The following is a 26841-nucleotide window of genomic DNA, read 5'->3' as shown; positions in this document are numbered from 1 at the left end:
TTTAACTTTTCTGGCAGCAATCCCGTTTTTTTATGGATTTAGTCAAGCGCTTAGTTTTTATCGGTGGGGGCCATAGTCATGCGATCGCCCTTCGTCTTTGGGGGCAATCACCCCTAAAAAACGTTCAATTAACTTTAATTAGCGATGTCACCCATACCCCCTATTCGGGAATGTTACCTGGCCACATCGCCGGTTTTTATGATTTTGCCGAGACTCATATCGATTTACCTTCTCTAGCTAGGTATTCTCAAGCGCAATTCTGTTTGGCTAAAGCTAGTTTCATAGATACGGAAAAATGTCAAGTAATTTGTAATAATTCTTCACCGATTCCCTTTGATTATCTCTCGATTGATATCGGCAGCATCCCGGCAGTAGATAATGTTATCGGTGCTAAAGAGTACACTATTCCCGCCAAACCGGTGCCGATTTTTCGGGAAGGATGGCAAGAAATCCTGAAAAAAGCGGTTAGTAACCCTAATAATCCTCTCAATATCGTCATTGTTGGTGGTGGCGCGGGCGGGGTCGAATTAGCTTTAAATATGCAGTCCCGTTTGGCCAAAATTCTCAACTCTAGCAGTAATTTGAATTTATCTCTAATTCATCGAGGAAAAAAACTACTACCAGCCCATAATAATTGGGTCGGTCAACGTTTAGAGAATATTTTTAAACAAAGGGGAATTAGATTATATTTATCAACGGATGTGACGGCAGTGCAAGCAGATCAGATTATCTGTTCATCGGGGTTAGTTTTACCCACGGATTATACAATTTGGGTAACGACTGCCTCGGCCCCTAGTTGGATTAAAGCGTCAGGATTACTGACAGATGAAAAAGGGTTTATTTTAGTGAATAATTATCTGCAATCTCTTTCCCATCCCCATATTTTTGCCGTGGGAGATATTGCCACGATTCCAGATTATCCCCGTCCGAAAGCGGGAGTTTTTGCCGTCCGACAAGGAAAACCCCTGTTTGATAATTTAGGAAGAATTCTGCAAAATCAGCCCTTAAAACCCTATTTTCCCCAGAAAAATTATCTCAGTTTAATTGGGACGGGAGACCAACAAGCGATCGCATCTTGGGGCGGTTTCGCATGGCAATCACCGTTATTATGGTTATGGAAAGATCGGATCGATCGAGCTTTTATGAAACAGTTTGATAAGCTCTAGTTATTGACACCGAGTTACTGTCAAGGTCGTTGGGAGTAAAATCTGATTTGGGAATCCCACAACCTGATAAAGTAAAAATCGTCCCGATACCTTGACTGGTTATCGGGAGAGAACGTCAATAGTTTGTTAAATAGTACATATAAACCAATGCCACGTCTTCGCTCGATTATTTCCCTAGTTTTAGTCCTAGTTACTACGCTGCTGGTTAGCTGCAGTGGTCCCCAAGCAACTATCCCCACCGTCTATAGTCCCCAAAAAATCGAACAGTTACAGGTTTACATCCAACCTATCGCAGAGTTTCGCCAAAAAATGAGCGTTTTGCAAGACCTCATCGCTGACAAAAATTGGGTAGATACTCGCACCTATATCCACGGTCCTTTGGGGCAATTGCGTCAGGAAATGGTAGGATTATCCCGTAATTTACTGCCCAAAGACCAAGAAAAAGCCAAGCAGTTAGCGAAAAATCTTTTCGTTCACTTTGAACGTATCGATGCGGCAGCCAAAGAAAAAGATGCTAGTCTTGCTGCTACTCAATTCCAAGAAGCATTAAAAGATTTCGATGCTTTCTTAAATATTGTTCCCAGTTAGTTTTTATCAGTGATCAGTGATCAGTGATCAGTTATCAGCTTTTTAAAAAAATCTCGGGCTTTTTGCCTAGAGATTGTTGTCAGAGAGAAGCACACAAAAACTTTTTTTCTTATAGATGTTCAGTTTAAAAATCAAGATAGAAAAAAATAGGGTTCTTCTCGACTTTGTGTGATAATTTTTGCTTATAGAATCGTGAAATGTTTACTGGGAAAGACTTTTAGGACTATTTTGCGGATATTCTATCAGTATAGACCCCGTTTCCACACAGAAACCAGAAGAGCCAAAAATAGTGACCCTTACCTTTTCCCAAGCAGAGGTACGAAGTCTCTGGTTTTAGGGAACAGGCAAGAGGGAGCGCCGGAGTTGGGGAAGTGGGAAGAAGGGAGCAGGGGAGGGGGGAGAAAAAAGCTGACGGCTGACGGCTGCGAGCGGGGGGAATCATGGCCATTTACAATTGCTTAATAATTGTTGCCACTGCCGTGATAATATGTCTTGTGGCTCACCTGAGCGTCATAGCTCGGAAAGCAATCTAGATATTGAGATTAGTCTATCGCTGATTTAGGTGTACCTTGTCTGATCCATCGATCGAATCTCCCCCAACCCCAGAAACCAACCCGCCGTCAGATCCGATGCGGGAATACTATCAACTACAAAACACTTTATTGATCACCACCCTGATCTTAAGCGGTCTGATCTTTATTCCCGTGTGCTTGTTTTATTCCCTCAATACCGCCCTTAATTACCTATTAGGGGCAATGGTGGGAGTTGTTTACCTAAAACTCCTGGCCGGGGAAGTGGAAAAATTGGGGGTAACGAAAAATCGGGTGGGCAAAAAAGGATTAGCCCTATTCGCCGGATTAATCATCATCGCCAGTCGTTGGCAAGAACTGCACATAGTGCCAGTTTTTTTGGGTTTTTTGACCTATAAAGGGGCGATCATCGTCTATACTCTGCAAACCATCTTCAAGTTGGAGCAGAAAGCCGATTCCTAAACCCTTTGACCGTTAAAATAACCCTGATTTGCGAACCCGAATCTCTCCAAGGTGAAAATGTTAGACAGTTTAAGTGTGCTTAATTTTTATAGCCTCGCTTCCCTGGAAGTGGGACAACACTGGTACTGGCACATCGGCGGACTAAAAATTCACGGGCAAGTGATCGCGGTCTCCTGGATCGTCTTCGCTATCTTAATCATCGCCTCGATCGCCGCTACCCGCAAGATCCAGAAAGTTCCTAGCGGTATTCAAAACCTGATGGAGTACGTTCTGGAATTTCTGCGCGATTTAGCCAAAAACCAGCTAGGAGAAAAGGAATATCGACCCTGGTTGCCCTTCATCGGCACCCTATTTTTATTTATTTTCGTTTCTAACTGGTTAGGGGCCCTGATTCCTTGGAAGTTAATCGAACTGCCCGAAGGAGAATTAGCCGCCCCCACTAACGACATCAATACCACGGTGGCGTTAGCCCTACTGACTTCCCTCGCTTACTTCTACGCGGGCATCAGTAAAAAAGGACTCGGTTACTTTGCTCACTACCTAGAGCCGATTCCCGTGCTATTACCGATCAAAATTTTAGAAGACTTTACCAAACCCCTCTCCCTCAGCTTCCGTCTTTTCGGAAACATCCTCGCGGACGAGTTGGTAGTGGCCGTATTAGTCTTCCTTGTCCCCCTAGTCGTACCCCTACCCCTGATGGCTCTCGGTTTATTTACCAGCGCTATTCAGGCCCTTGTCTTCGCCACCCTTGCCGGGGCCTATATCCATGAGGCCCTGGAATCGGAACACGAAGAAGAACACGCTTAAAAGCGAAGGACGAAAAAAGAAAAATTTCTTAGGGAAAAGTGTCCAAATAATAGGATAATAACTAAGAAATTATTGGTCGAATTCAGGATGAGCAACTGAATTCCCAGATCGTTCTTTCCCAAAAACTCTTTCGGGAGTTTTGAGCAGAAAACCAGCCATTTTTTACGGCTGAGAACGCGCTCTGTAAACAACAGATTGAAATTGATTAGTAAATAGAGGAAAAAATCACCATGAACCCCACAGTAGCTGCCGCTTCCGTTATCGCCGCCGCCCTCGCCGTTGGTTTAGCCGCTATCGGCCCCGGCGTTGGTCAAGGTACCGCTTCTGGAGAAGCTGTTTCCGGTATCGCCCGTCAACCCGAAGCTGAAGGAAGAATTCGTGGTACCCTTCTCCTCAGCTTGGCATTCATGGAATCCTTAACCATCTACGGCTTGGTTATCGCTCTCGTTTTACTGTTCGCTAACCCCTTCGCCTAATTAAAAAAGCAGTGGGCTATCAGCCCCCAGTCCGCAGCTTGGCGGCAGAGTTTTCAAAACTCTCAAAAAACGCCAAAGGAGCCAACTAAAAAGTCTGGTTTTGGGGACGGAAGGCTGATAGCTAGTTAAGGGAATTTTGCTGATTCCCCCTGAATGTTCATTGTTAAAGCAGGGGGATCGTCTTCCTTTTTTGAACCTGCCTATAGCTTCTATTTATCAGGAATAAATCAATGTTTGATTTCGATGCCACCCTGCCAGTGATGGCACTACAATTTATTCTTTTGGCAGTGATCCTGAACGCCGTTTTTTATAAACCCCTCAGTAAAGTTTTAGATGAACGGGCGGAGTATATTCGGCAAACAGAAAGCGGAGCCAAAGAACAACTAGCCAAAACCGAAGCACTGGTACAAGAGTACGAATTGCAATTAAGTTCAGCCCGTAAACAATCCCAAGAGATTATCGCCCAAGCGCAAGCCGAGGCCCAAAAACTAGCCAGCGAACGAGTTGCCGCAGCCCAAAAAGAAGCGATCGCCCGTAAGGAAGCCGTCGCCGCCGAAATTGCCCAACAGAAAGAAGAAGCCTTTCGTTCTCTAGAAGGACAAGTGGCCTCTCTTTCCCGTCAAATTCTCGAAAAACTCCTCGGCCCCGAACTCGTTCGCTAAACACCAGCCATTGGTTAATAACAGTGATCAGTGAAAAGATAGAACTCAGTCTTCAGGAGTTAGAAGACTGGAAACTTACCTCTGATAACTGATAACTGAATAACCTACTCCCCGCCCTCAATAATCATGATCATCGACACAGTTTTATTATTAGCCACGGAGGCGAAGGAAGCGGCAGCAGAGGGATTCGGCATCAACACCGATATCTTAGGAACTAACCTATTTAACCTCTCGATTCTGCTCGGTTTAATCATCTTCTACGGCCGCAAAGTTCTCGGACAAATCCTCGGAGAACGTCAGTCGAAGATTGCGGAAGCTTTAGCCGAAGCTGAAAACCGGAAAAATATTGCCGCTACCGCCCTCGCCGAAGAACAGAAAAAACTCGCCCTGGCAAAACAAGAGGCGGAAAAAATTATCGATAACTCTCGATCTAGAGCTAAAGCTGTCACCGCCGACATCGCCGCCCAAGCCGAACTCGATATTCAAAGAATGCGCGAAAGTGCCGCTAAAGATCTCTCGGCGGAACAGGATCGCGTTTTAGTAGAATTACGCCAAAGAATTACCGCTTTAGCCTTAGCTAATGTGGAATCCCAGTTAAGCACCGGCCTGGAAGAATCGGTACAACAAACCCTAATTGATCGCAGTTTGGCCAACCTAGGAGGTAAATAGATGCAGGGAAGTTTAATCAGTTCAGAAATCGCCGAACCCTACGCCCAAGCATTACTTTCCGTCGCCCAAAGCAGCGGACAATTAGAAGCGATCGGCGGCGAAATTAAATCCCTCTTAGAATTGTTGGAAAATGCTCCCGATCTAAGAGCGTTTATCGGCAATCCCGTGATCAAAGAAGAAGCTAAAAAAGCCGTTCTTTCCCAAGTAATGGGGAGCAGTGCCAATCCCTATTTAACTAACTTCATGATGTTATTAGTCGATAAACGTCGGATTCAATTTTTAGAACCCGTTTGTCAACAATATCTCACCCTGGCTAGAGTGCTGACTAACACCGTTTTAGCGGAAGTTTCCTCGGCCACCGAATTGAACGATAGCCAAAAACAAATCGTCATCGACAAAGTGAAAACCCTAACCGGGGCGAATGTGGTCGAACTGAAAACCAAAGTTGATACCAGCCTGATCGGTGGTGTGGTGATCAAAGTCGGTTCTCAGGTCTTTGATGCCAGCATTCGCGGTCAACTACAACGCCTCAGCCTCTCCCTGCGCTAAGGCCATCTAATCTCCCTTTTTTGCCGTTTTTTCACCTCCTAATTTTTTACCTTTTCCCAGATTAAACTATGGTAGCTATCAGACCCGACGAAATTAGCACGATTATTCGTCAACAGATCGAATCCTATAACCAAGAAGTACAGGTCTCCAACGTGGGAACCGTCCTGCAAGTGGGTGACGGTACTGCCCGCATCTACGGCCTACAACAGGCCATGTCGGGAGAACTATTAGAATTTGAAGATGGAACCGTCGGCATCGCCCTTAACCTCGAAGAAGATAACGTCGGCGCGGTGTTAATGGGTGACGGTTTCGGGATTAAAGAAGGCGGTACGGTGAAAGCTACCGGTAAAATCGCTCAGGTTCCCGTGGGTGACGCCTTAGTCGGCCGCGTGGTTGATGCCCTCGGTCGTCCCATTGACGGGAAGGGGGAAATCCTCGCCAGCGAAACCCGTCTGGTGGAATCCCCCGCCCCCGGTATTGTCGCTCGCAAATCCGTCTGTGAACCGATGCAAACCGGCATTACCGCTATCGATGCCATGATTCCCGTCGGTCGTGGTCAACGGGAGTTAATTATAGGTGACAGAAAAACCGGTAAAACAGCGATCGCCATTGACACGATCATTAACCAGAAAAGCGAAGACGTGATCTGTGTCTATGTCGCCATCGGTCAAAAAGCCTCCACCGTCGCCCAAGTAATCGACACCCTCACCCAAAGAGGTGCCATGGATTACACCGTGGTGGTGGCCGCTAACGCTAACGACCCCGCCACTCTCCAGTATATCGCCCCCTACACCGGAGCTTCAATCGCCGAATACTTCATGTATAAAGGCAAAGCGACCCTAGTTATCTACGATGACCTCACCAAACAGGCTCAAGCTTATCGTCAGCTATCCCTGCTCATGCGTCGTCCTCCCGGTCGGGAAGCTTACCCCGGCGACGTTTTCTATCTCCACTCCCGTTTACTAGAGCGCGCCGCTAAACTCAGCGATGCCCTCGGTGGTGGCAGCATGACCGCCCTGCCGATTATCGAAACCCAAGCCGGTGACGTTTCTGCCTACATTCCCACCAATGTAATTTCGATTACTGACGGTCAGATCTTCCTCTCCACCGACCTCTTTAACGCTGGTTTCCGTCCCGCTATTAACGCTGGTATTTCCGTATCCCGCGTGGGTTCGGCGGCCCAAACGAAAGCGATGAAGAAAGTTGCTGGTAAATTAAAACTCGAATTAGCCCAGTTTGACGAATTAGAAGCTTTTGCTCAATTCGCTTCTGACCTTGATGCGGCCACCCAAGCACAACTCGCTCGCGGTCAACGTCTGCGTCAAATCCTCAAACAGCCCCAAAACTTCCCCCTCTCCGTTTGGGAACAGGTGGCGGTGGTTTATGCCGGTTTAAACGGTTATCTCGACGATATCGCCACCGATAAAGTTATCGATTTCTGCACCGGTTTACGGGAATACCTGAAAACCAGCAAACCTCGCTACGTTGAGATCGTCAGCACTGAAAAACAACTCAACGACGAAGCGGAAGGCCTGCTCAAAGATGGCATCAACGAGTATAAACAGGCTTTTAAATAATCTTGGTAATCAGTAAATGAATGTTGGTAATGGGGGTTAGGTTTTAGGGGATGGGGTGTTGAGGTTTTGGGGTTTTGGGGTATTAGTTGAAATTTCCCGATTTCCCTATTTCCCCACCTCTCCATTCCCTCCTAAACCCCGAATCTTGACTGATGACTGATAACTGATAACTGATAACTGATAACTGAATTATGCCTAATCTCAAAGCGATTCGCGACCAAATTCAATCGGTCAAAAATACCAAAAAAATTACCGAGGCCATGCGTCTGGTGGCGGCCGCAAAAGTGCGCCGCGCCCAAGAACAAGTTCTCTGTACCCGTCCTTTTGCCGATGCCCTCGCTCAGGTCCTTTATAATCTGCAAGGTCGTTTAGCCTTTAGTGATGTTAATTTACCCCTGCTGGCCCAACGGGAAGTAAAAACCGTGGCTCTGTTGGTAGTGACAGGCGATCGAGGTCTTTGTGGCGGTTATAATACTAACGTCATCCGTCGTGCCGAACAACGGATGAATGAATTAAAAGAGCAAGGGATTAACTATCAATTAGTTGTTGCCGGCCGGAAAGCGGCACAATATTTCGAGCGCCGGAATGCTCCCATTGCCGCTAAATTTATCAACCTCGAACAGATTCCCACTGCCGATGAAGCTGGCACGATTGGGGATGAATTGCTTTCCTTATTTTTATCGGAAACAGTCGATCGGGTCGAGTTAATTTATACTCGTTTTATCTCCCTGATCAGTGCCACTCCGGTGATTCAAACCCTGTTACCTTTAACTACCCAAGGTTTAGCGGTACAGGATGACGAGATTTTCCGTTTGGTGACTAAAGAAGGAAAATTTAAGGTACAACGGGAAAAAATGGCCAGCCAACCGGCGCAGGTTTTTCCCCAAGACATGATTTTTGAGCAGAATCCCGTCCAAATCCTCGATTCTCTCCTACCTTTGTACTTAAATAACCAATTACTGCGCGCTCTCCAGGAATCGGCAGCGAGTGAATTAGCAGCCCGGATGACGGCCATGAGCAACGCCAGCGAGAACGCCAGCGAGTTAATCGGGACTTTAAGCCGTACCTACAACAAGGCGCGTCAAGCCGCTATTACCCAAGAATTGCTAGAAGTAGTAGCGGGAGCCAACGCTCTCTAGGTTTAAGCCTGTTTTTCTTTTGATTATCAGTAGGAGTGATTATTTTCACTCCTTTTTTTATATAGGGTTTGCTGAAAAAGTAGGGACGAAGAACACCTAAGGATGGTCAATTCATTCTCGCACCTCTAGAAGTTTAAACCATGTCACTCGCTGAGTTAAGTAGCTGGTTATAATTAAATTAAACATAGATTTTAGGTTCGATCCCCCCTGCCCCCCTTGATAAGGGGGGTGCCGATAGCTGGGGGGAGCTGATAACTTTTAACGCCTACCTACTTAATTCCTCTGGTCAACAATCTGAGCCAGTCAGACAAATTATCACTCTTTAAAGTCCTAGCCACACAAATCCCAGACGCTGAACTACAAGTCATCTTCTCCGCATCAGAGTACCCAATTTGGTCGCCCTACGACGCAATGGAAGCTGCAAACATCCTGGGGCAGATGATTGAGGATGACCAAGGGGCATCTGCTCATGCCTAGTACAGTTGAGTTTCCCTTTTCTGAGGATGAGGCATTACCGACAATTCCTATCATTCTCAGTTATGCAGACTCTTCTTTTTCTACGAAGGCACTGGCCGCTACAAATCTTGGATGACACTGATAGTGGCTCTCTTATTCTTTGTCTGATCAGTTTAAGTTACTGTAGAATCGATCAATCTTTGTGTCCTCTGTGTCTCTGTGGTTCCTTCCACTCGCTTGCCGGCAGTACTGTATCTTAGAATACATTTTACCCACCAAACCTAAGAGAGCTACTTTTTTAACGTCAACCCAACTACTTAAAGGAGTAAAAACCATGAGTCTGTGTCTCAATCCTAATTGTTCCTCCGCCAATCCAGATGGCAATAAATTCTGTGAAAAATGCCGCTCGAAATTGTTCTTACAAGAGCGTTATCAAGCAATTAAATTAATTGGTCAAGGAGGATTTGGTCGCACTTTTAAGGCGATAGATTACAGTAAGCCTTCTCGACCTTATTGTGTGATTAAACAGTTTTTTCCCTCGGCTCAAGGGACTGATACAATTGAGAAAGCCTCAGAATTATTTGAAAAAGAAGCAATCCAATTAGAAAAATTAGGAAAACATCCCCAAATTCCTGAACTTTTCGCCTATCTCAATCATGATGATAACCGTCAATATTTGGTACAAGAATATATTGAAGGACAGAATTTAGAACAAGAATTAAGAAGCCAGGGGGTATTTAATGAAGCCAAGATTAAAGCTTTATTAACGGATATTTTGCCGGTTTTAGATTTTATTCATAGTCAGGGAGTAGTTCACCGAGATATTAAACCAGAAAATATTATTAGACGTAACTCAGACAAGAAAGCGGTTTTAGTGGATTTTGGCGCGTCTAGAGTTGTTACACCTCTTAACCGTTCTGTTACTGGTACGGTAATCGGTTCAGCGGAATATGTCGCGCCAGAACAAGCTAACGGTAAGCCAAACAATCCTAGTGATTTGTATAGTTTAGGAGTCACTTGTATTTATTTGTTGACTCAGATTTCACCCTTTGATTTATTTGATACCAGTGACCATGAATGGATTTGGCGACAGTTTTTAGTTAATAATAATGTTCGGGATGATTTAGGGCGCATTCTTGATAAAATGATCGAGTTTGGGACAAGAAAGCGTTATCAGTCAGCGCGGGAGATTTTACAAGATTTGACGGGACAATCACCAGCAACTTCGATACAAACACCAGCAACTCCCCGTTATTCTCCAACACCAGCAACCCCCGTTATTCAAACACCACCACCGCCTAAAGTTGCTGCTAATATTGTGCTTAAAAGTGCTAGAGGTGTTAACTACTCCAAATTACAGCAACTCCTAGCAGCAGGAAACTGGAAAGAAGCAGACCAAGAAACAGGTAAAGTTATGCTTCAAGTCGCACGAAGGGAAAGGGAAAGATTCTTGGGAATAGATGATATTCATGATTTCCCTTGTGAAGATTTACGAACTATTAACCAACTTTGGCTACACTACAGTAACGGCAAATTTGGCTTCAGCGTCCAGAAAGAAATCTATGAGAGTCTTACGAAGCAAAGAATCTATGTCTATGATCACGAAATGTGGAGAAAGTTCAGCGATCACGTCGGCTGGAGAAAAGGTATATTTAGGAGGAAGTGGTTGTCTTACGAAGACTATGACCTAACCTTTGATTTGCAGAAAGCCCCCAAAGCTCACCTCCCTGGATTTTTGCTTCCTCGCACAGTGGTTAGTCAAAATCAGAGTTTTGAAGGTGGTGTTAAGTGCCGGTTCTTTTCTCTCCTACAAAGACTTGTAACCTGTAGGATATAACGATATCAGGTCTTTTGTCAAGCTTATTTTTGGAGATTTCTAGAACGAAAACATAGGCTTTTTCCTACTTCAATACCTGGCACTGGTTGCTGTCATCAAGCTATCGGTTTCCAGTAGTAAGCTACTTTGCAGATAAGTCAACTTTTAATTCTCGCTCTTCTACTATTATTTACCCCTCATCAATAAACGGGTTTTTAATATTTAAACTGGAAATCCCCTTAAAATCATCAACATTTCTAGTGACCAAACATCCATTTTGGCTCAATGTTGTTGCGGCAATAATGGCATCGGGAATCTTGATTTTATACTGTCGTTTCAGTTGAATAGTCAGATCTTCAATTTCTCTCAATATGGGAATTAATTCAAACTGTGAGAGTAAATCTTCAATTATCTGCTCTTCTTCCTTAGACAAAGTAGGAAAACTGAGTAACTCAATTCTGACAATTGGTGAGATAAAAATCTGATGCAAACTCAAAAAAGCTTGGGAGAAAAAAGAAGTAACTATATAGGTGGGTGGAATTAAATATAAAATGAACGTAGGTTGGGTTGAAGCATGAAACCCAACGCCCGCATGGGTTACGCTACCGCTAACCCATCCTACAAATAATTGTGCCTACCTACTTAAAAATATTGGTATCATAGACGTATTTCATCCATCCCACTCCCGACGAAGAGACTCTACATGAGATAGCATTGCCGCTTTTTTATCCTTAAGAATACCTTTGGCTTTAACCACCTTTTGATAATCTTTTTGCCAAAGCTGAAGCAGTGAATCTGGCACGTCTGCTGTAATAAAATTTTCATCTTCAGCAATCAGATAATTCCTTGGTATTTTAATCAGTGGCACAGCTTTTCTCCTAATACCAAACAGTATTTAATGTTTCTCTCTGTCATAGACCATCATTATATATTATCATCACAAGTACGGTAGAGCCACCAAGTCAAGGAATATTCGGGTGATAAAACTAACTTTGTTCAATTTAGAGCGGGATTAAGTAATTCTACCTGACAGCGTAATGCTGCATCTATTAATTGCTTATCATTGGTAGCCAATGGTAAATCTAAGCGCAAAGCAAGTTCTAAGTAAGCAGCATCATAAGAAGCTAATTTTTGTTGGGTGGGTGGAATTAAATATAAAATGAACGTAGGTTGGGTTGAAGCATGAAACCCAACGCCCGCATGGGTTACGCTACCGCTAACCCATCCTACAAATAATTGTGCCTACCTACTTAAAGTCCTGCCAAAAGCTTGGACTGAAGTTAAAGAATCAATAGTAATAAGTAAAGACTGTAACCAATTAATCGATGCTTGAGTTTGCTCGACCGTCATCCGATTTCTTCTTTCTGCGACTGGGAGAGTATTGACAATCTCTAAAGACCAAATTTCGGGAACAAATGCTTCGGCGTTTGGCATTATGTCTAATACTGCGTTAGCATAATCGTTATCTTCATCGACCAAACACCAGCTAATTGCTACCGAACAATCTAAAACGAACTCAATCAAAACCGCCTCCCTTCTTCTCGCATGGCACGAATTTCACTTTTAGGTAAAGCTACAGTTTTTTGAAGGCGGCGCATTCCTGAAATAGCTTGGGTAATAGATTGCTCTACTACTGGGTTGCCCCAGGCATTATAGCGAGGTTTTCTTTCCTCTTTTCTACTTGCTAAATCTTCACTGACTTCTTGAACCGCTTCAACGGTTACTGTAACATTTACTTCAGTGTCTTTAAAATCGGACGGTATATCTAAATGTAAGATTCCATCTCTACCAATCTGAGAACTTAGTTTAATTTTTGGCATATTAAAACCTCGTATATTCTTATCCTTTTGCCCCTTTATAAGCAGTAAAACGTAGTAAAACGTAGGGTGCGTTAGACGGCAAAAATTGCTGCTGTGACTGGAAGGTGACAATCCGTCGTAACGCACCACCTATCATCAAAACTTACTCATACCGGCGGTTACGTTTGCGGACAATCCAGAGGATAAACCAGATAACCAGGACAAGTAGGGCGATTTTTGAGACGGGAGCCAGATATTCTTCCACAAGTGGGTAATTCTTCCCTAAAAAGTAACCTGCTGCCGTTAAAAAAACGACCCAGAGGGTCGTGCCGATGGTGGAGTAAACTAAAAAGGGAATCATCGCCATGTGATTCATCCCGGCGGGAAGGGAAATCAAAGTTCGCACTCCGGGGACCAAACGACAGAGTAAAACCGCTTTACTACCGTGACGGTTAAACCATTGATTAGCTTTTTGAATATCTTTAGCGGAAACGGTAATCCATTTGCCGTATTTATCGGCTAGTTTTTCGATTTTTTCCTCATCCACAACCCGACCGAGATAATACCAAGGTAGCGCTCCGATGACCGTACCAAAAATCCCCGCTACCACTGCCGGAATAAATTGCATTTGTCCCTCATGGACGGTAAAACCCGCCAGGGGCATAATTAATTCTGAGGGAATGGGAGGAAAAAGATTCTCTAAAAACATTAATAGGGCTATGCCTAAATAGCCCATGGAAGTCATTGTATTTGTAATCCATTCAGTCATATTTTTTGATGATTTAGAAAACAGTTTAAAAGTAAAAAAAGGGGGTTGGGTGTTAGGGGTGGGGAAGTGGGGAAGTGGGGAAGTGGGGGAGTGGGGAAGTGGGGAAGTGGGGAAGTGGGGGAGTGGGGAAGTGGGGGAGTGGCAAGAATAAATCAAAGCAATCTCCTGACGACCGACTCCTGACGACCGACTCCTGACGGCTAAAAAACTGATGACTGAAAACTGATAACTGATAACTGATAACTGATATTAGGTTCCGGAAGTCCAGGAGTTGATATATTCTAATTGGGCTTCGGTGAGAGTATCGATTTCAATCCCCATGGCTTGCAGTTTCAAACGGGCGATTTCTTGGTCTAATTCGTAGGGAATTGAGTAGATGCCGGGGGCTAATTTACCTTTATTTTTAACCAAGTATTCTACACCGATCGCTTGGTTAGCGAAACTCATATCCATAACGGCGCTAGGATGACCTTCGGCGGCGGCGAGGTTAACTAGGCGACCTTCACCGATAACAACGACGGATTTACCGCTTTTTAGGCTATATTGTTGGGTAAAGTTGCGAACTTCCTTAACATTATCGGCTTTTGCGCCTAAAGCTTGCAGGTCGATTTCAATATCAAAGTGACCGGAGTTGGAAACAATCGCCCCATCTTTCATCAGGTCAAAATGTTCGGCCCGGATAACGTGCTTGTTACCAGTGACGGTGATAAAGATATCGCCTTCTTTAGCGGCTTCATCCATGGGCATAACCCGGAAACCGTCCATCGCTGCTTCAATGGCGCGCACGGCGTTGATTTCGGTGACAATTAGATTAGCGCCTAAACCTTTGGCCCGCATAGCCACACCTTTACCACACCAACCATAACCAGCCACAACCACGGTTTTACCGGCAAGGAGGATATTAGTGGCGCGAATGATACCATCAAGGGTAGATTGACCTGTACCGTAGCGATTATCAAAGAAATGCTTGGTTTCTGCGTCGTTAACGTTCATTGCCGGGAAGGATAACACCCCAGCTTTGAGCATGGCTTGCAAACGGACGATACCGGTGGTAGTTTCTTCGGTAGTACCGATAATGTCGGGTAATTGGTGACTTCTTTCTTTAACCAGGGTGGCCACTACATCACAACCATCATCGATGATAATCTGGGGTTTGTGATCGAGGGCGATTTGAACGTGACGGTGATAGGTGTCGTTATCTTCCCCTTTGATTGCATAAACGGGGATGCCGTAATCAGCGACTAAACAAGCGGCCACATCATCTTGGGTAGAAAGGGGATTACTAGCAATTAATAACGCATCAGCGCCACCGGCTTTGAGTGCGATGGCCAAATTAGCGGTTTCGGTGGTAACGTGACAGCAAGCGACTAAACGCAGTCCAGCAAAAGGTTTTTCGATGGCGTAACGTTCGGCTAATTGACGCAAAACGGGCATTTCCCGTCCGGCCCATTCGATGCGTTGTTTGCCGATGGGGGCTAAACTAATATCTTTAATGTCGTATTTCTGTTGAACTGGTGTTGCTACCATAAGGGGTTTTCCTTAAATACAAGCCTCGGCTATTGGTTAATTTAACTTAACATTGTCTGGGTATTTTGGCTAATGTCAAGCTTTCGGCTGGTTTTTTATATAGGAAAAAGTTATCAATCCCTCACTGACCTATCCAGAAATCGGTACATTGTCTCTATTTTGGGTAATTATATAGTACAATAAAACTACTGTATGATCTAAATCAAGCTAGAAATCTCTATCTGGTGATGATAAGATGAACTGATGGGCGACAAACTGACAGGCGTTAATCCCAAGATAATCCAATGGGCAAGAGAAAGGGCGAGATATTCTCTTGAGTCTGTGGCGGTCAAGTTGAAAAAAGAGGTTTCTGTTATCGAGAAATGGGAGTCAGGAGAGGACTTTCCTACTTATAGTCAATTGGAAAAGTTAGCAGAAATATATAAACGTCCTCTCGCTTTATTCTTTTTCCCAGAACCTCCCCTAGAAGCGGAGGAAAAACAAGAATTTAGAACTTTGCCAGACTTTGAAATCGAAAACCTGGCCGCCGATACTATCTATGCTTTACGACAAGCAAAAGCGATGCAATTGTCGCTACAGGAAATTAATAATGGTATTAATCCTAGTACCAAGAAAATCTTTCAGGATATTGCGGTTAGTTCTAGTGATGATTTAAGGATATTAGCCGAACAGATCAGAAATTATTTAAACGTTACTCTAGAAGAACAACTGACCTGGAATGATCAGGAAACTGCCTTAAAAAAATGGCGGAGTGCCGTGGAAGAAGCCGGTATTTTTATTTTTAAGCGTTCTTTTAAGCAGCGAGAAATTTCGGGATTTTGCTTGATAGATATTGAATTTCCGATCATCTATCTTAATAATAGCACGGAAAAATCTAGACAAATATTTACCATTTTTCATGAATTAGCACATATTCTTTTGCAGACTAATGGAATTACTAAGTCTGACGATAGATATATTAATAGTTTGCAGGGAGCAAATAAAAGTATCGAGATATTTTGTAATAAATTTGCTGCGGAGTTTTTGCTTCCTAATCATGTCTTTTCTGAGATAATTAGAGAAACAATAGTTAACGATAAAATTATCTCGAAAATTTCCAGTGATTATAAGGTTAGTCGAGAAGTAGTTTTACGAAAACTATTAGATAATAACTTAATCTCCCAGAAAGAATATACTCTTAAAGTAAACGAGTGGTACAGTGAGCAGGTGGGAAAAAATCAGGACAAAAATAAAAAATCTGGAGGTAATCCCTATGCTAATCAGGCGACATATTTGGGAGAAAATTACCTAAAACTGGTGTTCAATAAATACTATCAAGGCCAATACGATATCGAGCGTGTTGCTGATTATCTAAACATTAAAAAAGTTGCTACGGTGGAAAAAATTGAACAATATTTATTAGACAAAGGACTGTTTTGATGGTTTACATTTTTGACAAAAGTAGTTTTAAGGTCTTAGGAAACTATTTTCCCAAAAGTTTTCCTACCGTTTGGCAAAAAATCGATTTGATTGTGTCAGAAGGTAAACTACAATCAGTACGCGAAGTGCTTAAAGAAGTAGAATATGGCAATAATAAACAATTTGTTTTAGATTGGATAGACTCGAATAAACAAATATTTTTACCACCCACTGCTCAGGAAACTTTATTTATTCCTGAAATTTTTTCTATAAGAAACTTTAAGGATTTAGTGAGTCAAAAAGCAAGATTACAAGGAAAACCAGTGGCTGACCCATTTATTATTGCCTGTGCCAAGATAAAAGACGGTTGCGTAATTACCGAAGAAGCCTTAAAGCCTAATGCTCCCAAAACCCCCACCGTCTGTCAACACTTTTCTATCGATTGTACCAATGTTCAGGGTTTAATGGAGCGAGAAGGTTGGCAATTTTAAAACTAAAATTAATGGATAAATTGCCAATAAATTTATATGTTGAAAAGGCTTTTTCTGGAAAACTAATAACCATGTTCAGCCAGAAATTCTAGGCTAATCTCGCTAGGAGCGTGATAAGAGCGCATTCCTAGCAATTTTTCCACATATTTGCCTAAAATATCCCCTTCTAGATTCACCCAATCGCCTAATTTTAAATGGGAAAGATTGGTTTCAGCGTAGGTGTGGGGGATGACTGCCACTTTAAACCAGCTGCTGGAGGCATCACAATCGGCCACGGTTAAACTGATGCCATTAACAGCTATACTGCCCTTACCGACGATATAACGAGCTATGTAGTTATTCCACTGCTCTTCTAGGGAACTAGGGGCAGCAAAGGTCATTTCCCACGAATTAGCCACGATTATCGATTCGACTAAACAACCAATACCGTCCACATGGCCGGTGACAAAATGACCGCCGATTTTACTACCCACCCGCAAAGAGGTTTCTAGGTTAACGTTGGTTTCTGTTTTAATCCTTCGTCCCAAAGTAGTGCGCTGTAGGGTTTCCGGGGAAGCGGTGGCCAGAAAACCCTCTGGGAGAATTTCCTCGACTGTCAAACAAACCCCATCCACAGCCACACTATCACCAATCATTAAATCTCGGATAATTGTATCAGAGGATACAGACAAATATAGTCTATCAGTATCCACGACCCGAATCGTTGCCAAGGCTTGAATTAATCCTGTAAACATCGGCTTTTTTCTCGACTATAAATCCTTATGAGTGAAAGATTGGGCATTTTCCCCGGAATAATCGGCGACAATATGACCATCTCCCACTAATTGATATTTGTAGGTCACTAATCCCTCTAATCCCACCGGACCACGGGGGGGCATTTTTTGGGTACTGATACCCACTTCGGCCCCAAAACCGTAACGGAAACCATCGGCAAATCGGGTGGAACAATTATGAAAAACTCCGGCGGCATCGACTCGATCGCTAAAGGTTTTGGCCGTGTTAAGATTTTCGCTGACAATGCCTTCCGTGTGTCGAGAACCGTAATAATTAATATGTTCGATCGCTGATTCTAGACTATCAACAATTTTAATTGACAGAATTAAATCACTATATTCGGTTTGCCAGTCTTCTTCTGTGGCCGATGGCACGTTAATCATCTGACGAGTTGCTTCATCTCCCAACAATTTAACCTTTTTTTCCTCTAATGCTCGGGCTACTGCGGGTAAAAATTGTCTAGCGATGTCTTGATGAACCAATAAAGTTTCAATGGCATTACAAGCGGCAGGATATTGGGTTTTGCCATCGACGGTAATTCTAATTGCTTTGCTTAAATCGGCTTCTTTGTCGATGTAGAGATGACAGATACCATCGGCATGACCGAGGACAGGAATGCGGGTATTATTTTGGATATAACGCACAAATTCGTTAGAACCTCTAGGAATTATTAAATCGATGTATTGATCAAGTTTTAAGAGTTCCTGAATTTCTTCTCGTGTTGTTAATAATCGTACCGCTGCTGGATTAACTTTAGTTTGACTCAATGCCTGATGAATAATTGTTACTAAAGCTTGACAAGAACGGAGCGCCTCTTTCCCCCCTTTTAAAATAACGCCATTGCCGGATTTTATCGCTAAACTGGTAATTTGAATTAAAGCATCGGGACGAGCTTCAAAAATAACGCCTAAAACCCCTAAAGGACAGGTTATTCTCCGCAGAATTAAACCTTGATCTAATTCCCGATTAATTTGCATCGTAGCTAAAGGATCCGCTAATTTAGCCACATCTCGCACCCCGGCAATAGCGGCTTTTAATTTGCTGGGACTTAACTCTAATCGCGCACATAAAGCTGGGGATAATTCCATCGCTTTGGCAGTTTGAACATCGGCGATATTAGCTTCTAGTATCTTATCGGCATTGGCAGTTAAAGCCTCAGCAATAGCCTCTAAAGCTTCATTCCTTTCTTCGTTAGTCAGGATAGCCAGTTGACGACTCGCTTGACGGGTTTCTCTGGCGATTTCGGGGAGGGATAGAGAAGTTGTAACCATAGAAAATTAAAAGTAATAACCGCTATCTTGTTTATTTTATCTTATTTTTGATCAAGTTTCAGGGTCATTACACCTCATTGTAAAAATCAAAAATTGTTGTTAGGGTTAGGAGTCAGTAGTCAGGAGAATTAAGAATCAATAATAATCAATTAAATGGTCTATTTACGGATTTTAGGCAATTTAATCCTTATTTTTGCTGGTTTTGAAACCTAAAAAATTAATTAGGCAAGAGGTTTATTGAAGGTTAAGTAGGTAGGCGTTAAAAGTTATCAGATCCCCCCGCCTATCGGCACCCCCCTTATCAAGGGGGGCAGGGGGGATCGAACCTAAAATCCATTTTTAATTTAATTATAACCAGCTACTTATCAACTTTTGTCATGATCATCATAAATCTAGTTAACTAGAAAAAATAGCCGAAATTAGTGATTTTTCTATCCTAGACCTGTAGAGAAATTAGAGTTAACATCCCTACAGAACTAGACTATCTAGACCAGATTGGTAATCAGACAGTTAGATACCTCTTGACGCGCCCAATTATCGGCGGCTAAAATGTCATCTAGGCTAGGGGTAGAAGTGTTATGAATTGCAAAGCGATCGCAAACTTTTTCGATCACCCGGGGAATATCTAAGAAACTAATCTTTTCTTCTAAAAATAACGCTACCGCTTGTTCATTAGCCGCGTTTAATACTGCTGGCATTGCCCCACCCGCGCGGCCAGCTGCGTAGGCTAATCCCATACAGGGATATTTTTGATGATCGGGTTCTTTGAAAGTTAAACTGCCGGCTTTAACTAAATTTAAAGGTTCCCAATCGGTATAAATTCTTTCAGGCCAAGACAAGGCATATAACAGGGGTAAACGCATATCTGGCCAGCCTAATTGAGCTAAAACCGAGGTATCCTGTAACTCAATTAAAGAGTGAATAATACTTTGAGGATGAATAACAATATCGATCGCATTATAATCTACACCAAATAAATAATGAGCTTCGATAACTTCTAGACCTTTATTCATTAAAGTAGCCGAATCGATGGTGATTTTTTTGCCCATCGACCAGTTAGGATGTTTCAGGGCATCAGCTACGGTTACTTGCGGCAATTTTTCCACCGGTAAATCCCGAAAAGCACCCCCAGAAGCGGTGAGAATAATCTTTTTTAATCCCCCAGTGGGAACTCCCTGTAAACATTGAAAAATAGCTGAATGTTCCGAGTCAGCAGGTAATAATTTAACTCGGTGTTTTTCCACTAAAGGCAGCACCACTGGACCGCCAGCAATCAGGGTTTCTTTATTAGCGAGGGCAATATCTTTACCAGCAGTAATAGCGGCAATTGTCGGCAGCAATCCCGCACAACCGACAATTCCCGTGACGACGCTTTCGGAATCGCCATAACGGGCCACTTCGATTACTCCTTCCTTTCCTGCTAGGATAATCGGGGTATAGTCAAGGTCGGAAATTAGGCTTTTTAGGTCTTCTAGTTGACTTTCGTTATTAATCGCCACGATTTGCGGGCGAAATTGCCGAATTTGCTCCGATAGTAGTTGAATATTATTACCCGTGGCTAATCCTACCACTTGAAACTTATCGGGATGATCGGTGACAATATCGAGAGTTTGAGTGCCGATCGAGCCTGTAGAGCCTAAAATCGAGATTTTTTTCATTAGAAACTTAATATAATTTGGGGATTAGCTTTAAATATACGTTCTCCGGGGTCTTTCCGGCACATCAGAGTAAATATTAAATATTTGTTAAAAAAGTTGCTAGTTTGACTTTTTTGTGCTATGGGTTAGAAAGAGTCAGCGATAGAGATGGTGACAGAGAAGAAATCGAATAGAACGGCCAATGGATTAGGCTGTCTAGCGGGGGGTCTGGTTTTTTGCCTCTTATTTCCCCTGTGTGTTTTCTTTTTTGTTTGGTTATCCTTCGCTCTTGGGATGAGTTGCGCTCTCCCCAGTCAATGTTCGGCAGCAGCAGCATTCATGAAAGGGATTCTGTCCTTAATTCTTTTTTTTGGGGGAGGATTCGCCGTACCTATATTCCTCAGTTGTGCCGTGGGAAAAGCCGTCAGATTTGGGTTAAGTCGCCGAAAAAATAACCGAACTTAAACTTAAGTTCGGCTAGATTTATAATCTATTTAGGGTTGGATTTTTTCCCTGAAAATTAGGTAATTGACCACCTGAAAATGGGTAAAACCCCACACCCCACACCCCACACCCCACACCCTGCCCCCACGAAAAACTTTTTCAGCAGCCCCTATTTAACAACTGGATAAAACTAACTTTCTGTCGCCGTTGCCGTGGTGGGGGGTAACTTAATATTAGTGGCTAGTCCCAGAATTTGCAGCAGACGAATGGTCATCCAAGTCAGGTCAACTTCCCACCATTGTAGGCCATGACGGGCAGAATACTGATAGGCATGGTGATTATTGTGCCAACCTTCACCGAAAGTTAAGAGAGCAACCCACCAACAATTTTTAGAATTATCGTGGGATTCATGGCTAACATAACCAAATTTGTGGGTGGCGCTATTGACAAACCAAGTGGAGTGGAAAACTAAGACCAAGCGAACAAAAATTCCCCAAATTACAAACGGCCAACCGCCCATAGCATAGAGAATTAAGCCTAAAACAATTTGGATAGGAACAAAATAATTTTGACAGAATTTATAGAAAGGATCGTCGGCGATATCTTGGGTAAAACGAGCGATTTCTTCGTCGGCAGGAATTTCGTGCAGCATCCAACCCATGTGACTCCACCAAAAACCTTTATTAGAATCGTGGGGATCGGGAGCAGTATCAGAATATTTATGATGAATACGATGTAAACCTATCCATGCGATCGCACCTCCCTGACAAGCGAGGGTCCCGCAGAAAACCAGAAAGTATTCTAGCCATTTGGGAGTCTTAAAACTCCGATGGGAGACCAGACGATGAAAACCGAGGGTAATTCCTAAACCCCCGGTAATCCAATAGAGAATCAATGTCACTCCCACTGCACCCCAGCTAAAATTGCTAGGCAAGAAGGCTAAAAGAGCCACTAAGTGGATAAAAGCCATGTAGATGAGAGTCACCCAGTCAATGGGAAGTTTTTCGGAAGTCGCAACAGTCATTGAATAACCCAAAGGGAAACAACAGGAGACAGAGCATCATTGTCTTATCTGTCTCGATTTGACACAGGGGGAACTTTGACGCTTAATAAATAGTAACAAATATCACAGTCTATTGTTTGATGGATATCCCCTCTCTACTCCACAGGGCAGAAAAGGCCTTACTCCCCATCTTTTCGGAAATTGACGCACAGGTCAAGGAAAATCTCCGTCAAGTCCTCGCTGCTTTCCGTGCAAACCGCGTCGGGGTGCATCATTTTGCTAGTGTTAGTGGTTATGGTCATGATGACTTGGGACGGGATACTTTAGATCAAGTGTTCGCCCAAGCCCTGGGGGCCGAAAAGGCAGCGGTGCGAGTACAATTTGTTTCAGGAACCCATGCGATCGCCTGTGCCTTGTATGGGGTTCTTCGACCGGGGGATGAGATGTTAGCGGTAGCGGGTGCGCCCTACGATACCCTAGAAGAAGTAATTGGGATTAGGGGCAGTGGTCAAGGCTCTTTAAAGGATTTTGGCGTTAGTTATCGGCAATTAGAGCTAGATTCTACCGGTGCGATCGATTGGTTGGCTTTGGCCACAGCAGTGAAACCCCAAACCCGTTTAGTCCATATTCAAAGATCCTGCGGTTATTCCTGGCGATCGAGTTTGTCTATTGACGAAATCGAGAGAATTGTCCGTATAGTTAAACAACAAAACCCGAATACCGTCTGTTTTGTCGATAATTGCTATGGAGAATTTATCAACACCCAAGAACCCACCGACGTGGGGGCAGATCTGATGGCCGGTTCTCTAATTAAAAATCCCGGAGGTACAATCGTCACGGCCGGGGGATACATAGCAGGTAAAGCGGAATTAGTGGAAATGGCCTGCTATCGTCTGACAGCACCGGGGATCGGTAGCGAGGGAGGGGCAACTTTTGACCAAAATCGTCTCCTTTATCAGGGATTGTTTCTAGCACCGCAAATGGTGGGAGAAGCGATGAAAGGCAGTCATTTAATTGCCTATGTGGGCGATAAGTTGGGTTATCCGGTCAATCCTGCCCCTTTTGTGCCTCGACGCGATATTATTCAAGCGATTAAACTCGGTTCCCCCGATAAGCTGATTGCCTTCTGTAAAGCCATTCAAGCCTATTCTCCCATCGGTTCCTACTTGGATCCCATTCCTGCCCAAATGCCGGGCTATGAGAGCCAAGTAGTGATGGCTGGTGGCACGTTTATCGATGGTAGCACCTCGGAATTCTCCGCCGATGGACCCCTACGGGAACCCTATATCGTTTTCTGTCAGGGAGGAACCCATTGGACTCATATTTCCCTGGCCCTAGAACAAGCGATCGCAGCTTTATCTTGAATGGTTCCTCTCACCTTCCTTCTCTCCCCTAGTTAAATTCCTAACTTCCTGTCTTTGTGGTTAACAAAAAGTAAAACGTAGGGTACGTTAGACGGCCAAAATTGCTGCTGTGACTGGAAGGTAACAATCCCTCGTAACGCACCACCTATCATCCACTGTGATTGTGTGATGGACTATGATTGAAGTAACGCACCACCTATCATCAACTAAGTAGCCAATTACAATTAAAGATAAAATACAAAGAACCAGAAGCTTGTCCCACTAAGCAGTCGTGCAAAATTAATTTCCTAGTCGAGACAGGAGACTCCGAGACGGGATACGGGATACGGGATACGGGATACGGGATACGGGATACGGGATACGGGATACGGGAGACAGCTATTAGGGATCGGATTTGAGTTTTCAGTTCACTGTTTCCTCACACCAGAAGTCTGACGGAGTAGTGGCTTAGATGTGTAATTAATTTGGCTTAGGTACTTATCTAAAAATTAATTGAGATTACTTACTTATAATAACAGTGGTACGATAAAACCGATCAAATATCTAAGGAGTTGTCATGAATTACAATCGCAATATAATACCATTAATGGCGGGGGGAATTTTAATATTAGCTTTTACTACCATACTGCGCCCTTTTGCCGTTATTGATACTGGCGAACGCGGCGTTGTCATGTACTTTGGCAAAGTGCAAAAACAAATCCTCGATGAAGGAATTCATCCCGTTATACCGATTGTCACCAAGATCAAGCCCATCAACGTTCGAGTGCAAACAACGGAAGTAAAGGCAAAAGGAGCTTCTAAAGATTTGCAAGATGTGGAAACAACTATTATCGTTAACTGGCACATCGACCCCGACAAAGTCAATCAGATTTATCAACAAGTTGGGGATATCAATGAGATTGTCTCTGGTATTATCAACCCAGCAGTATCGGAAATTGTCAAAGCGGCAACAGCACAACGTGCCGTACAAAATATCTTGCAAGAGCGAGGAGAACTCAAACGTGAAATTGACAATTCCCTCGCCCAAAGACTAAGACGTTATGGGATAATTATCAATGATGTATCTCTCGTTAATTTTGGTTTTTCTGAAAAGTTTAACGCAGCGATTGAAGCCAAACAAGTAGCAGAACAAAAGGCACAAGAAGCAGCTTTTCGCGCACAACAAGCAGCACAGGAAGCGAAAGCGGAAATCAACCGCGCAAAGGGACAGGCAGAAGCTCAAAAACTATTGCGCCAAAACCTAACAGCAGAAATTTTACAACAACGAGCAATCGAAAAGTGGGATGGACGTTTTCCTGTCGTCATGACTGGTTCAGGCTCCCTTCCCCTGATTAACATCGATTCCAATTTATTATCATCTCAAAAAGAGTAAATAACTTTAGTTCGCGTTAAAGAGATTTTGCCATGACTTCCACGAAAGAATAAGTCCGACCAGCCACGGTAAAATTTCCCACAAGAACTGCTGGGGCCGCATCTTAACTTTGTAGAAATATCGACAATCGGGAATTATCAGTGACTCTTAAATTATTAAGTAGTCATGCAAAATAAATTTCCTAGTGAAGATAGGCAAGAGGCAAGAGGCAAGAGGCAAAAGCTTTATCGAAATGTATAATTAATTTTGCTTAGGTACTTACCAATATATGAACAACCACAGGTGTGCATCGTAGATTGACAAAAATGAGATGCACTCAATGCTCGAACTTGTCTAACTCGATGCCAGACGGGAAAATAAGCACAAATTTAACTATACTCATTACAATATAAATATCAACGACCACGATAAAAAAACTCTTATGCGGGTAACTCTAAAATCGGCCTTGAGTGATAGTCATATCGATGCTAATCAAAGCAGCAGTCAACGTCAACTGATGCTCTCGATCGCCGCCACCAGTGAACAGATCAACACAAATTTACCGATTAATCTTTGTTTAGTTCTCGATCATAGCGGTTCTATGCAGGGAAAACCGCTAGAAACGGTCAAAAAAGCGGCCTTCAGTTTAATAGAATCCCTCGGGGTTAACGATCGTCTCTCGGTCATAGCTTTCGATCATCGCGCCAAAGTTATTCTTCCCTCCCAATCGCGACAGGATGACCTGACCTTAATTCGCTCAAAAATTCAACAATTACGAGCGGGAGGAGGTACAGCGATCGATGAAGGGATAAAATTAGGCATTCAAGAAAGTTCCAGCGGCAGCAAAGGTTATGTATCTCATATTTTTCTGCTTACCGATGGTGAAAATGAACACGGAGATAATCAACGCTGTTTAAAATTAGCCGAAGTGGCGGCCGAGTACGGCATCACCTTAAATACCTTCGGTTTTGGCGATCATTGGAATCAAGATATCCTAGAAAAAATTGCCGATATCGCTGGCGGAAGTTTATCTTATATCGAAAGACCCGAACAGGCTTTAATTGAATTTACTCGTCTATTTAACCGTTTGCAATCTGTCCGGTTAACTAACGCTTTCCTGCAATTAGAATTAGATGCTCGGACTCATTTAGCGGAGTTAAAACCCATTGCCCAAGTTGCCCCAGAAACTATAGAAATGAGCCTACAAAAAGAGGGCAATTTTTACATCACCCGTTTGGGTGATTTAATGATAGATGAAGAAAAAATTATCCTCCTCAATCTCTATATCGACCAAATTCCCCCCGGTACTCATACCATAGCTAAGGTGAAGATTCGCTACGATGATCCCGCTTCCGGTCAAAAAGGGCTAGAAACTGCGACTGTTAGCCTTGATATCGCCTCCCAAGCTATCTATCAATCCCAATTAAACGAGCAAGTTCAGAAATCGACTCTGACTTTAGCCAAATATCGTCAAACCCAAATCGCTGAAGAAAAATTAAAACAGGGCGATCGAGCAGCCGCCGCCACCATGCTACAAACCGCGGCCAAAACAGCCCTACAATTGGGAGAAAAAAATGCCGCCACTGTCCTCCAAACTAATGCCACCCGTTTACAGGTGGGAGAAGAATTGAGCGAGGGAGATTTAAAGAAAACCCGCATTATTGCTAAAACAAGACTACAAACCGACGGAGAAGCAGGAAAATGATTAAAATTCGCCCCTTGCCCCTAGGAATTTTTCTGGTGACAATGTTCGCTCTTCCCCCTGTTATTTTGCCCTCCTTAGTCAACGCTATTCCCATTGAACAGATACCGAAACTAAATCCGCAAGGGGGATTATGGGTCAGCGATCGAGCTAATCTTTTAAGTCGGGCGGCTGTTACGCAAATTTCCGATGATATAGCCAAATTAGAGGCAGAAACCAGCGCCGAAATTGCTGTTGTCACCGTCCCCAATACCTTACCCTATCCTACCCCCAAAGCCTACGCCACAGCCCTATTTAGGGTCTGCTGAAAAAGTTTTTCCTGGGGGTAGGAGTCAGGAGTCAGGAGTCAGGAGCCGGTCGTTTCAGGCTTTGTTGCCCTTGTTTTTTGTACCAAGCGATGTACTACAAGAAGGA

27 protein-coding genes are annotated in these 26841 nt (G+C 43.4%); 17 read left to right on the top strand and 10 right to left on the bottom strand.

The window, feature by feature from the left end; all coding sequences use genetic code 11:
- Window positions 1-32 precede the first annotated feature (32 nt).
- From EWV68_RS20760 to EWV68_RS20710, 11 genes are all read left to right on the top strand, one after another.
- Complete coding sequence (locus EWV68_RS20760) at window positions 33-1166, top strand: FAD-dependent oxidoreductase (RefSeq protein WP_287170905.1); 1134 nt, start codon at window positions 33-35, stop codon at window positions 1164-1166.
- A gap of 147 nt (window positions 1167-1313) precedes the next feature.
- Window positions 1314-1754 (top strand): photosystem II protein PsbQ, encoded by a 441-nt coding sequence (psbQ, locus tag EWV68_RS20755; RefSeq protein ID WP_061432325.1) that lies wholly within the window; start codon window positions 1314-1316, stop codon window positions 1752-1754.
- A gap of 629 nt (window positions 1755-2383) precedes the next feature.
- Complete coding sequence (locus EWV68_RS20750) at window positions 2384-2746, top strand: ATP synthase subunit I (protein WP_002789747.1); 363 nt, start codon at window positions 2384-2386, stop codon at window positions 2744-2746.
- A 57-nt stretch (window positions 2747-2803) separates the two neighbouring features.
- A complete protein-coding gene (gene atpB, locus EWV68_RS20745) occupies window positions 2804-3553 on the top strand; it encodes a F0F1 ATP synthase subunit A (protein ID WP_002739857.1) in 750 nt (249 codons plus the stop codon).
- Between the two features lie 230 nt (window positions 3554-3783).
- Window positions 3784-4029, top strand: coding sequence for an ATP synthase F0 subunit C (gene atpE, locus EWV68_RS20740; protein ID WP_002740068.1), 246 nt, complete (start codon window positions 3784-3786; stop codon window positions 4027-4029).
- 230 nt (window positions 4030-4259) lie between these two features.
- Window positions 4260-4691, top strand: coding sequence for a F0F1 ATP synthase subunit B' (locus tag EWV68_RS20735; RefSeq protein WP_002795845.1), 432 nt, complete (start codon window positions 4260-4262; stop codon window positions 4689-4691).
- Between the two features lie 126 nt (window positions 4692-4817).
- Entirely contained in the window at window positions 4818-5360 is a 543-nt protein-coding gene (locus tag EWV68_RS20730) for a F0F1 ATP synthase subunit B (protein ID WP_061432323.1), read from the top strand.
- Window positions 5361-5909, top strand: coding sequence for an ATP synthase F1 subunit delta (gene atpH / locus EWV68_RS20725; protein WP_061432322.1), 549 nt, complete (start codon window positions 5361-5363; stop codon window positions 5907-5909).
- A 68-nt stretch (window positions 5910-5977) separates the two neighbouring features.
- Complete coding sequence (gene atpA, locus EWV68_RS20720; protein ID WP_061432321.1) at window positions 5978-7486, top strand: F0F1 ATP synthase subunit alpha; 1509 nt, start codon at window positions 5978-5980, stop codon at window positions 7484-7486.
- A 191-nt stretch (window positions 7487-7677) separates the two neighbouring features.
- On the top strand, window positions 7678-8625 hold the full coding sequence (locus EWV68_RS20715) for a F0F1 ATP synthase subunit gamma (RefSeq protein WP_002800073.1): 948 nt from the start codon (window positions 7678-7680) through the stop codon (window positions 8623-8625).
- A gap of 790 nt (window positions 8626-9415) precedes the next feature.
- On the top strand, window positions 9416-10918 hold the full coding sequence (locus EWV68_RS20710) for a protein kinase domain-containing protein (RefSeq protein ID WP_287170904.1): 1503 nt from the start codon (window positions 9416-9418) through the stop codon (window positions 10916-10918).
- 169 nt (window positions 10919-11087) lie between these two features.
- Here the strand turns inward: EWV68_RS20710 and EWV68_RS20705 are convergent, their stop codons facing one another.
- From EWV68_RS20705 to ahcY, 6 genes are all read right to left on the bottom strand, one after another.
- Complete coding sequence (locus EWV68_RS20705) at window positions 11088-11423, bottom strand: type II toxin-antitoxin system VapC family toxin (RefSeq protein WP_287638588.1); 336 nt, start codon at window positions 11421-11423, stop codon at window positions 11088-11090.
- A 144-nt stretch (window positions 11424-11567) separates the two neighbouring features.
- Window positions 11568-11765: a hypothetical protein gene (locus tag EWV68_RS20700; RefSeq protein ID WP_002789758.1), complete on the bottom strand. Its 198-nt coding sequence runs from the start codon at window positions 11763-11765 to the stop codon at window positions 11568-11570.
- A gap of 374 nt (window positions 11766-12139) precedes the next feature.
- Entirely contained in the window at window positions 12140-12421 is a 282-nt protein-coding gene (locus EWV68_RS20695; RefSeq protein WP_287170903.1) for a type II toxin-antitoxin system VapC family toxin, read from the bottom strand.
- The gene (locus EWV68_RS20690; RefSeq protein WP_008206929.1) at window positions 12418-12717 is read right to left on the bottom strand and encodes a hypothetical protein; all 300 of its coding nucleotides are present in this window, start codon (window positions 12715-12717) and stop codon (window positions 12418-12420) included. Before EWV68_RS20690 ends, EWV68_RS20695 begins: the two co-directional genes overlap by 4 nt.
- A 142-nt stretch (window positions 12718-12859) precedes the next feature.
- Entirely contained in the window at window positions 12860-13465 is a 606-nt protein-coding gene (locus tag EWV68_RS20685) for a DedA family protein (RefSeq protein WP_287170902.1), read from the bottom strand.
- Window positions 13466-13714: 249 nt separating this feature from the next.
- On the bottom strand, window positions 13715-14992 hold the full coding sequence (gene ahcY, locus EWV68_RS20680) for an adenosylhomocysteinase (protein WP_061432318.1): 1278 nt from the start codon (window positions 14990-14992) through the stop codon (window positions 13715-13717).
- A gap of 243 nt (window positions 14993-15235) precedes the next feature.
- Here ahcY and EWV68_RS20675 point away from each other — a divergent pair, with 243 nt between their 5' ends.
- Entirely contained in the window at window positions 15236-16411 is a 1176-nt protein-coding gene (locus EWV68_RS20675) for an ImmA/IrrE family metallo-endopeptidase (RefSeq protein WP_287170901.1), read from the top strand.
- Window positions 16411-16881 (top strand): PIN domain-containing protein, encoded by a 471-nt coding sequence (locus EWV68_RS20670; protein ID WP_287170900.1) that lies wholly within the window; start codon window positions 16411-16413, stop codon window positions 16879-16881. The genes EWV68_RS20675 and EWV68_RS20670 overlap by 1 nt, the downstream gene beginning before the upstream one ends.
- A gap of 62 nt (window positions 16882-16943) precedes the next feature.
- Here the strand turns inward: EWV68_RS20670 and EWV68_RS20665 are convergent, their stop codons facing one another.
- The 4 genes from EWV68_RS20665 to EWV68_RS20650 all read right to left on the bottom strand — a co-directional run bounded on the left by EWV68_RS20665 (window position 16944) and on the right by EWV68_RS20650 (window position 22031).
- Entirely contained in the window at window positions 16944-17615 is a 672-nt protein-coding gene (locus EWV68_RS20665; protein ID WP_287170899.1) for a riboflavin synthase, read from the bottom strand.
- Window positions 17616-17630: 15 nt separating this feature from the next.
- The gene (gene proA, locus EWV68_RS20660) at window positions 17631-18926 is read right to left on the bottom strand and encodes a glutamate-5-semialdehyde dehydrogenase (protein WP_061432314.1); all 1296 of its coding nucleotides are present in this window, start codon (window positions 18924-18926) and stop codon (window positions 17631-17633) included.
- A gap of 485 nt (window positions 18927-19411) precedes the next feature.
- Window positions 19412-20584: a 1-deoxy-D-xylulose-5-phosphate reductoisomerase gene (dxr, locus tag EWV68_RS20655; RefSeq protein WP_287170898.1), complete on the bottom strand. Its 1173-nt coding sequence runs from the start codon at window positions 20582-20584 to the stop codon at window positions 19412-19414.
- 613 nt (window positions 20585-21197) lie between these two features.
- A complete protein-coding gene (locus tag EWV68_RS20650) occupies window positions 21198-22031 on the bottom strand; it encodes an acyl-CoA desaturase (RefSeq protein ID WP_002795871.1) in 834 nt (277 codons plus the stop codon).
- Between the two features lie 119 nt (window positions 22032-22150).
- Here EWV68_RS20650 and EWV68_RS20645 point away from each other — a divergent pair, with 119 nt between their 5' ends.
- The 4 genes from EWV68_RS20645 (at window position 22151) to EWV68_RS20630 (ending at window position 26735) form a co-directional block, all read left to right on the top strand.
- On the top strand, window positions 22151-23374 hold the full coding sequence (locus tag EWV68_RS20645; protein WP_159251844.1) for a methionine gamma-lyase family protein: 1224 nt from the start codon (window positions 22151-22153) through the stop codon (window positions 23372-23374).
- A 556-nt stretch (window positions 23375-23930) separates the two neighbouring features.
- Window positions 23931-24746 (top strand): prohibitin family protein, encoded by an 816-nt coding sequence (locus EWV68_RS20640; RefSeq protein ID WP_287170897.1) that lies wholly within the window; start codon window positions 23931-23933, stop codon window positions 24744-24746.
- Window positions 24747-25167: 421 nt separating this feature from the next.
- The gene (locus EWV68_RS20635) at window positions 25168-26430 is read left to right on the top strand and encodes a vWA domain-containing protein (protein ID WP_287170895.1); all 1263 of its coding nucleotides are present in this window, start codon (window positions 25168-25170) and stop codon (window positions 26428-26430) included.
- Window positions 26427-26735, top strand: a complete 309-nt coding sequence (locus tag EWV68_RS20630; RefSeq protein ID WP_287170894.1) for a TPM domain-containing protein — start codon at window positions 26427-26429, stop codon at window positions 26733-26735. Before EWV68_RS20635 ends, EWV68_RS20630 begins: the two co-directional genes overlap by 4 nt.
- Window positions 26736-26841 lie beyond the last annotated feature (106 nt).

The sequence above is a fragment of the Microcystis sp. M_QC_C_20170808_M9Col genome, assembly GCF_007095495.1.
Taxonomy (GTDB): Bacteria; Cyanobacteriota; Cyanobacteriia; order Cyanobacteriales; family Microcystaceae; genus Microcystis; species Microcystis aeruginosa.
The sequence above is the reverse complement of the archived record's forward strand: the minus strand, read 5'-3'. Positions and strand labels throughout refer to the sequence as shown.

What these genes read in the sequence shown, in the direction of transcription:
- psbQ (WP_061432325.1), top strand. Translation starts at nt 1,314, where the DNA reads ATGCCACGTCTTCGCTCGATTATTTCCCTAGTTTTAGTCCTAGTTACT.
- EWV68_RS20635 (WP_287170895.1), top strand. Translation starts at nt 25,168, where the DNA reads ATGCGGGTAACTCTAAAATCGGCCTTGAGTGATAGTCATATCGATGCT.
- EWV68_RS20665 (WP_287170899.1), bottom strand. Translation starts at nt 17,615, where the DNA reads ATGTTTACAGGATTAATTCAAGCCTTGGCAACGATTCGGGTCGTGGAT.
- EWV68_RS20750 (WP_002789747.1), top strand. Translation starts at nt 2,384, where the DNA reads ATGCGGGAATACTATCAACTACAAAACACTTTATTGATCACCACCCTG.
- EWV68_RS20710 (WP_287170904.1), top strand. Translation starts at nt 9,416, where the DNA reads ATGAGTCTGTGTCTCAATCCTAATTGTTCCTCCGCCAATCCAGATGGC.
- atpH (WP_061432322.1), top strand. Translation starts at nt 5,361, where the DNA reads ATGCAGGGAAGTTTAATCAGTTCAGAAATCGCCGAACCCTACGCCCAA.
- EWV68_RS20760 (WP_287170905.1), top strand. Translation starts at nt 33, where the DNA reads ATGGATTTAGTCAAGCGCTTAGTTTTTATCGGTGGGGGCCATAGTCAT.
- atpE (WP_002740068.1), top strand. Translation starts at nt 3,784, where the DNA reads ATGAACCCCACAGTAGCTGCCGCTTCCGTTATCGCCGCCGCCCTCGCC.
- proA (WP_061432314.1), bottom strand. Translation starts at nt 18,926, where the DNA reads ATGGTTACAACTTCTCTATCCCTCCCCGAAATCGCCAGAGAAACCCGT.
- EWV68_RS20630 (WP_287170894.1), top strand. Translation starts at nt 26,427, where the DNA reads ATGATTAAAATTCGCCCCTTGCCCCTAGGAATTTTTCTGGTGACAATG.
- EWV68_RS20645 (WP_159251844.1), top strand. Translation starts at nt 22,151, where the DNA reads ATGGATATCCCCTCTCTACTCCACAGGGCAGAAAAGGCCTTACTCCCC.
- atpB (WP_002739857.1), top strand. Translation starts at nt 2,804, where the DNA reads ATGTTAGACAGTTTAAGTGTGCTTAATTTTTATAGCCTCGCTTCCCTG.
- ahcY (WP_061432318.1), bottom strand. Translation starts at nt 14,992, where the DNA reads ATGGTAGCAACACCAGTTCAACAGAAATACGACATTAAAGATATTAGT.
- EWV68_RS20650 (WP_002795871.1), bottom strand. Translation starts at nt 22,031, where the DNA reads ATGACTGTTGCGACTTCCGAAAAACTTCCCATTGACTGGGTGACTCTC.
- atpA (WP_061432321.1), top strand. Translation starts at nt 5,978, where the DNA reads ATGGTAGCTATCAGACCCGACGAAATTAGCACGATTATTCGTCAACAG.
- EWV68_RS20685 (WP_287170902.1), bottom strand. Translation starts at nt 13,465, where the DNA reads ATGACTGAATGGATTACAAATACAATGACTTCCATGGGCTATTTAGGC.
- EWV68_RS20730 (WP_061432323.1), top strand. Translation starts at nt 4,818, where the DNA reads ATGATCATCGACACAGTTTTATTATTAGCCACGGAGGCGAAGGAAGCG.
- EWV68_RS20640 (WP_287170897.1), top strand. Translation starts at nt 23,931, where the DNA reads ATGAATTACAATCGCAATATAATACCATTAATGGCGGGGGGAATTTTA.
- EWV68_RS20735 (WP_002795845.1), top strand. Translation starts at nt 4,260, where the DNA reads ATGTTTGATTTCGATGCCACCCTGCCAGTGATGGCACTACAATTTATT.
- EWV68_RS20670 (WP_287170900.1), top strand. Translation starts at nt 16,411, where the DNA reads ATGGTTTACATTTTTGACAAAAGTAGTTTTAAGGTCTTAGGAAACTAT.
- EWV68_RS20675 (WP_287170901.1), top strand. Translation starts at nt 15,236, where the DNA reads ATGGGCGACAAACTGACAGGCGTTAATCCCAAGATAATCCAATGGGCA.
- dxr (WP_287170898.1), bottom strand. Translation starts at nt 20,584, where the DNA reads ATGAAAAAAATCTCGATTTTAGGCTCTACAGGCTCGATCGGCACTCAA.
- EWV68_RS20715 (WP_002800073.1), top strand. Translation starts at nt 7,678, where the DNA reads ATGCCTAATCTCAAAGCGATTCGCGACCAAATTCAATCGGTCAAAAAT.
- EWV68_RS20690 (WP_008206929.1), bottom strand. Translation starts at nt 12,717, where the DNA reads ATGCCAAAAATTAAACTAAGTTCTCAGATTGGTAGAGATGGAATCTTA.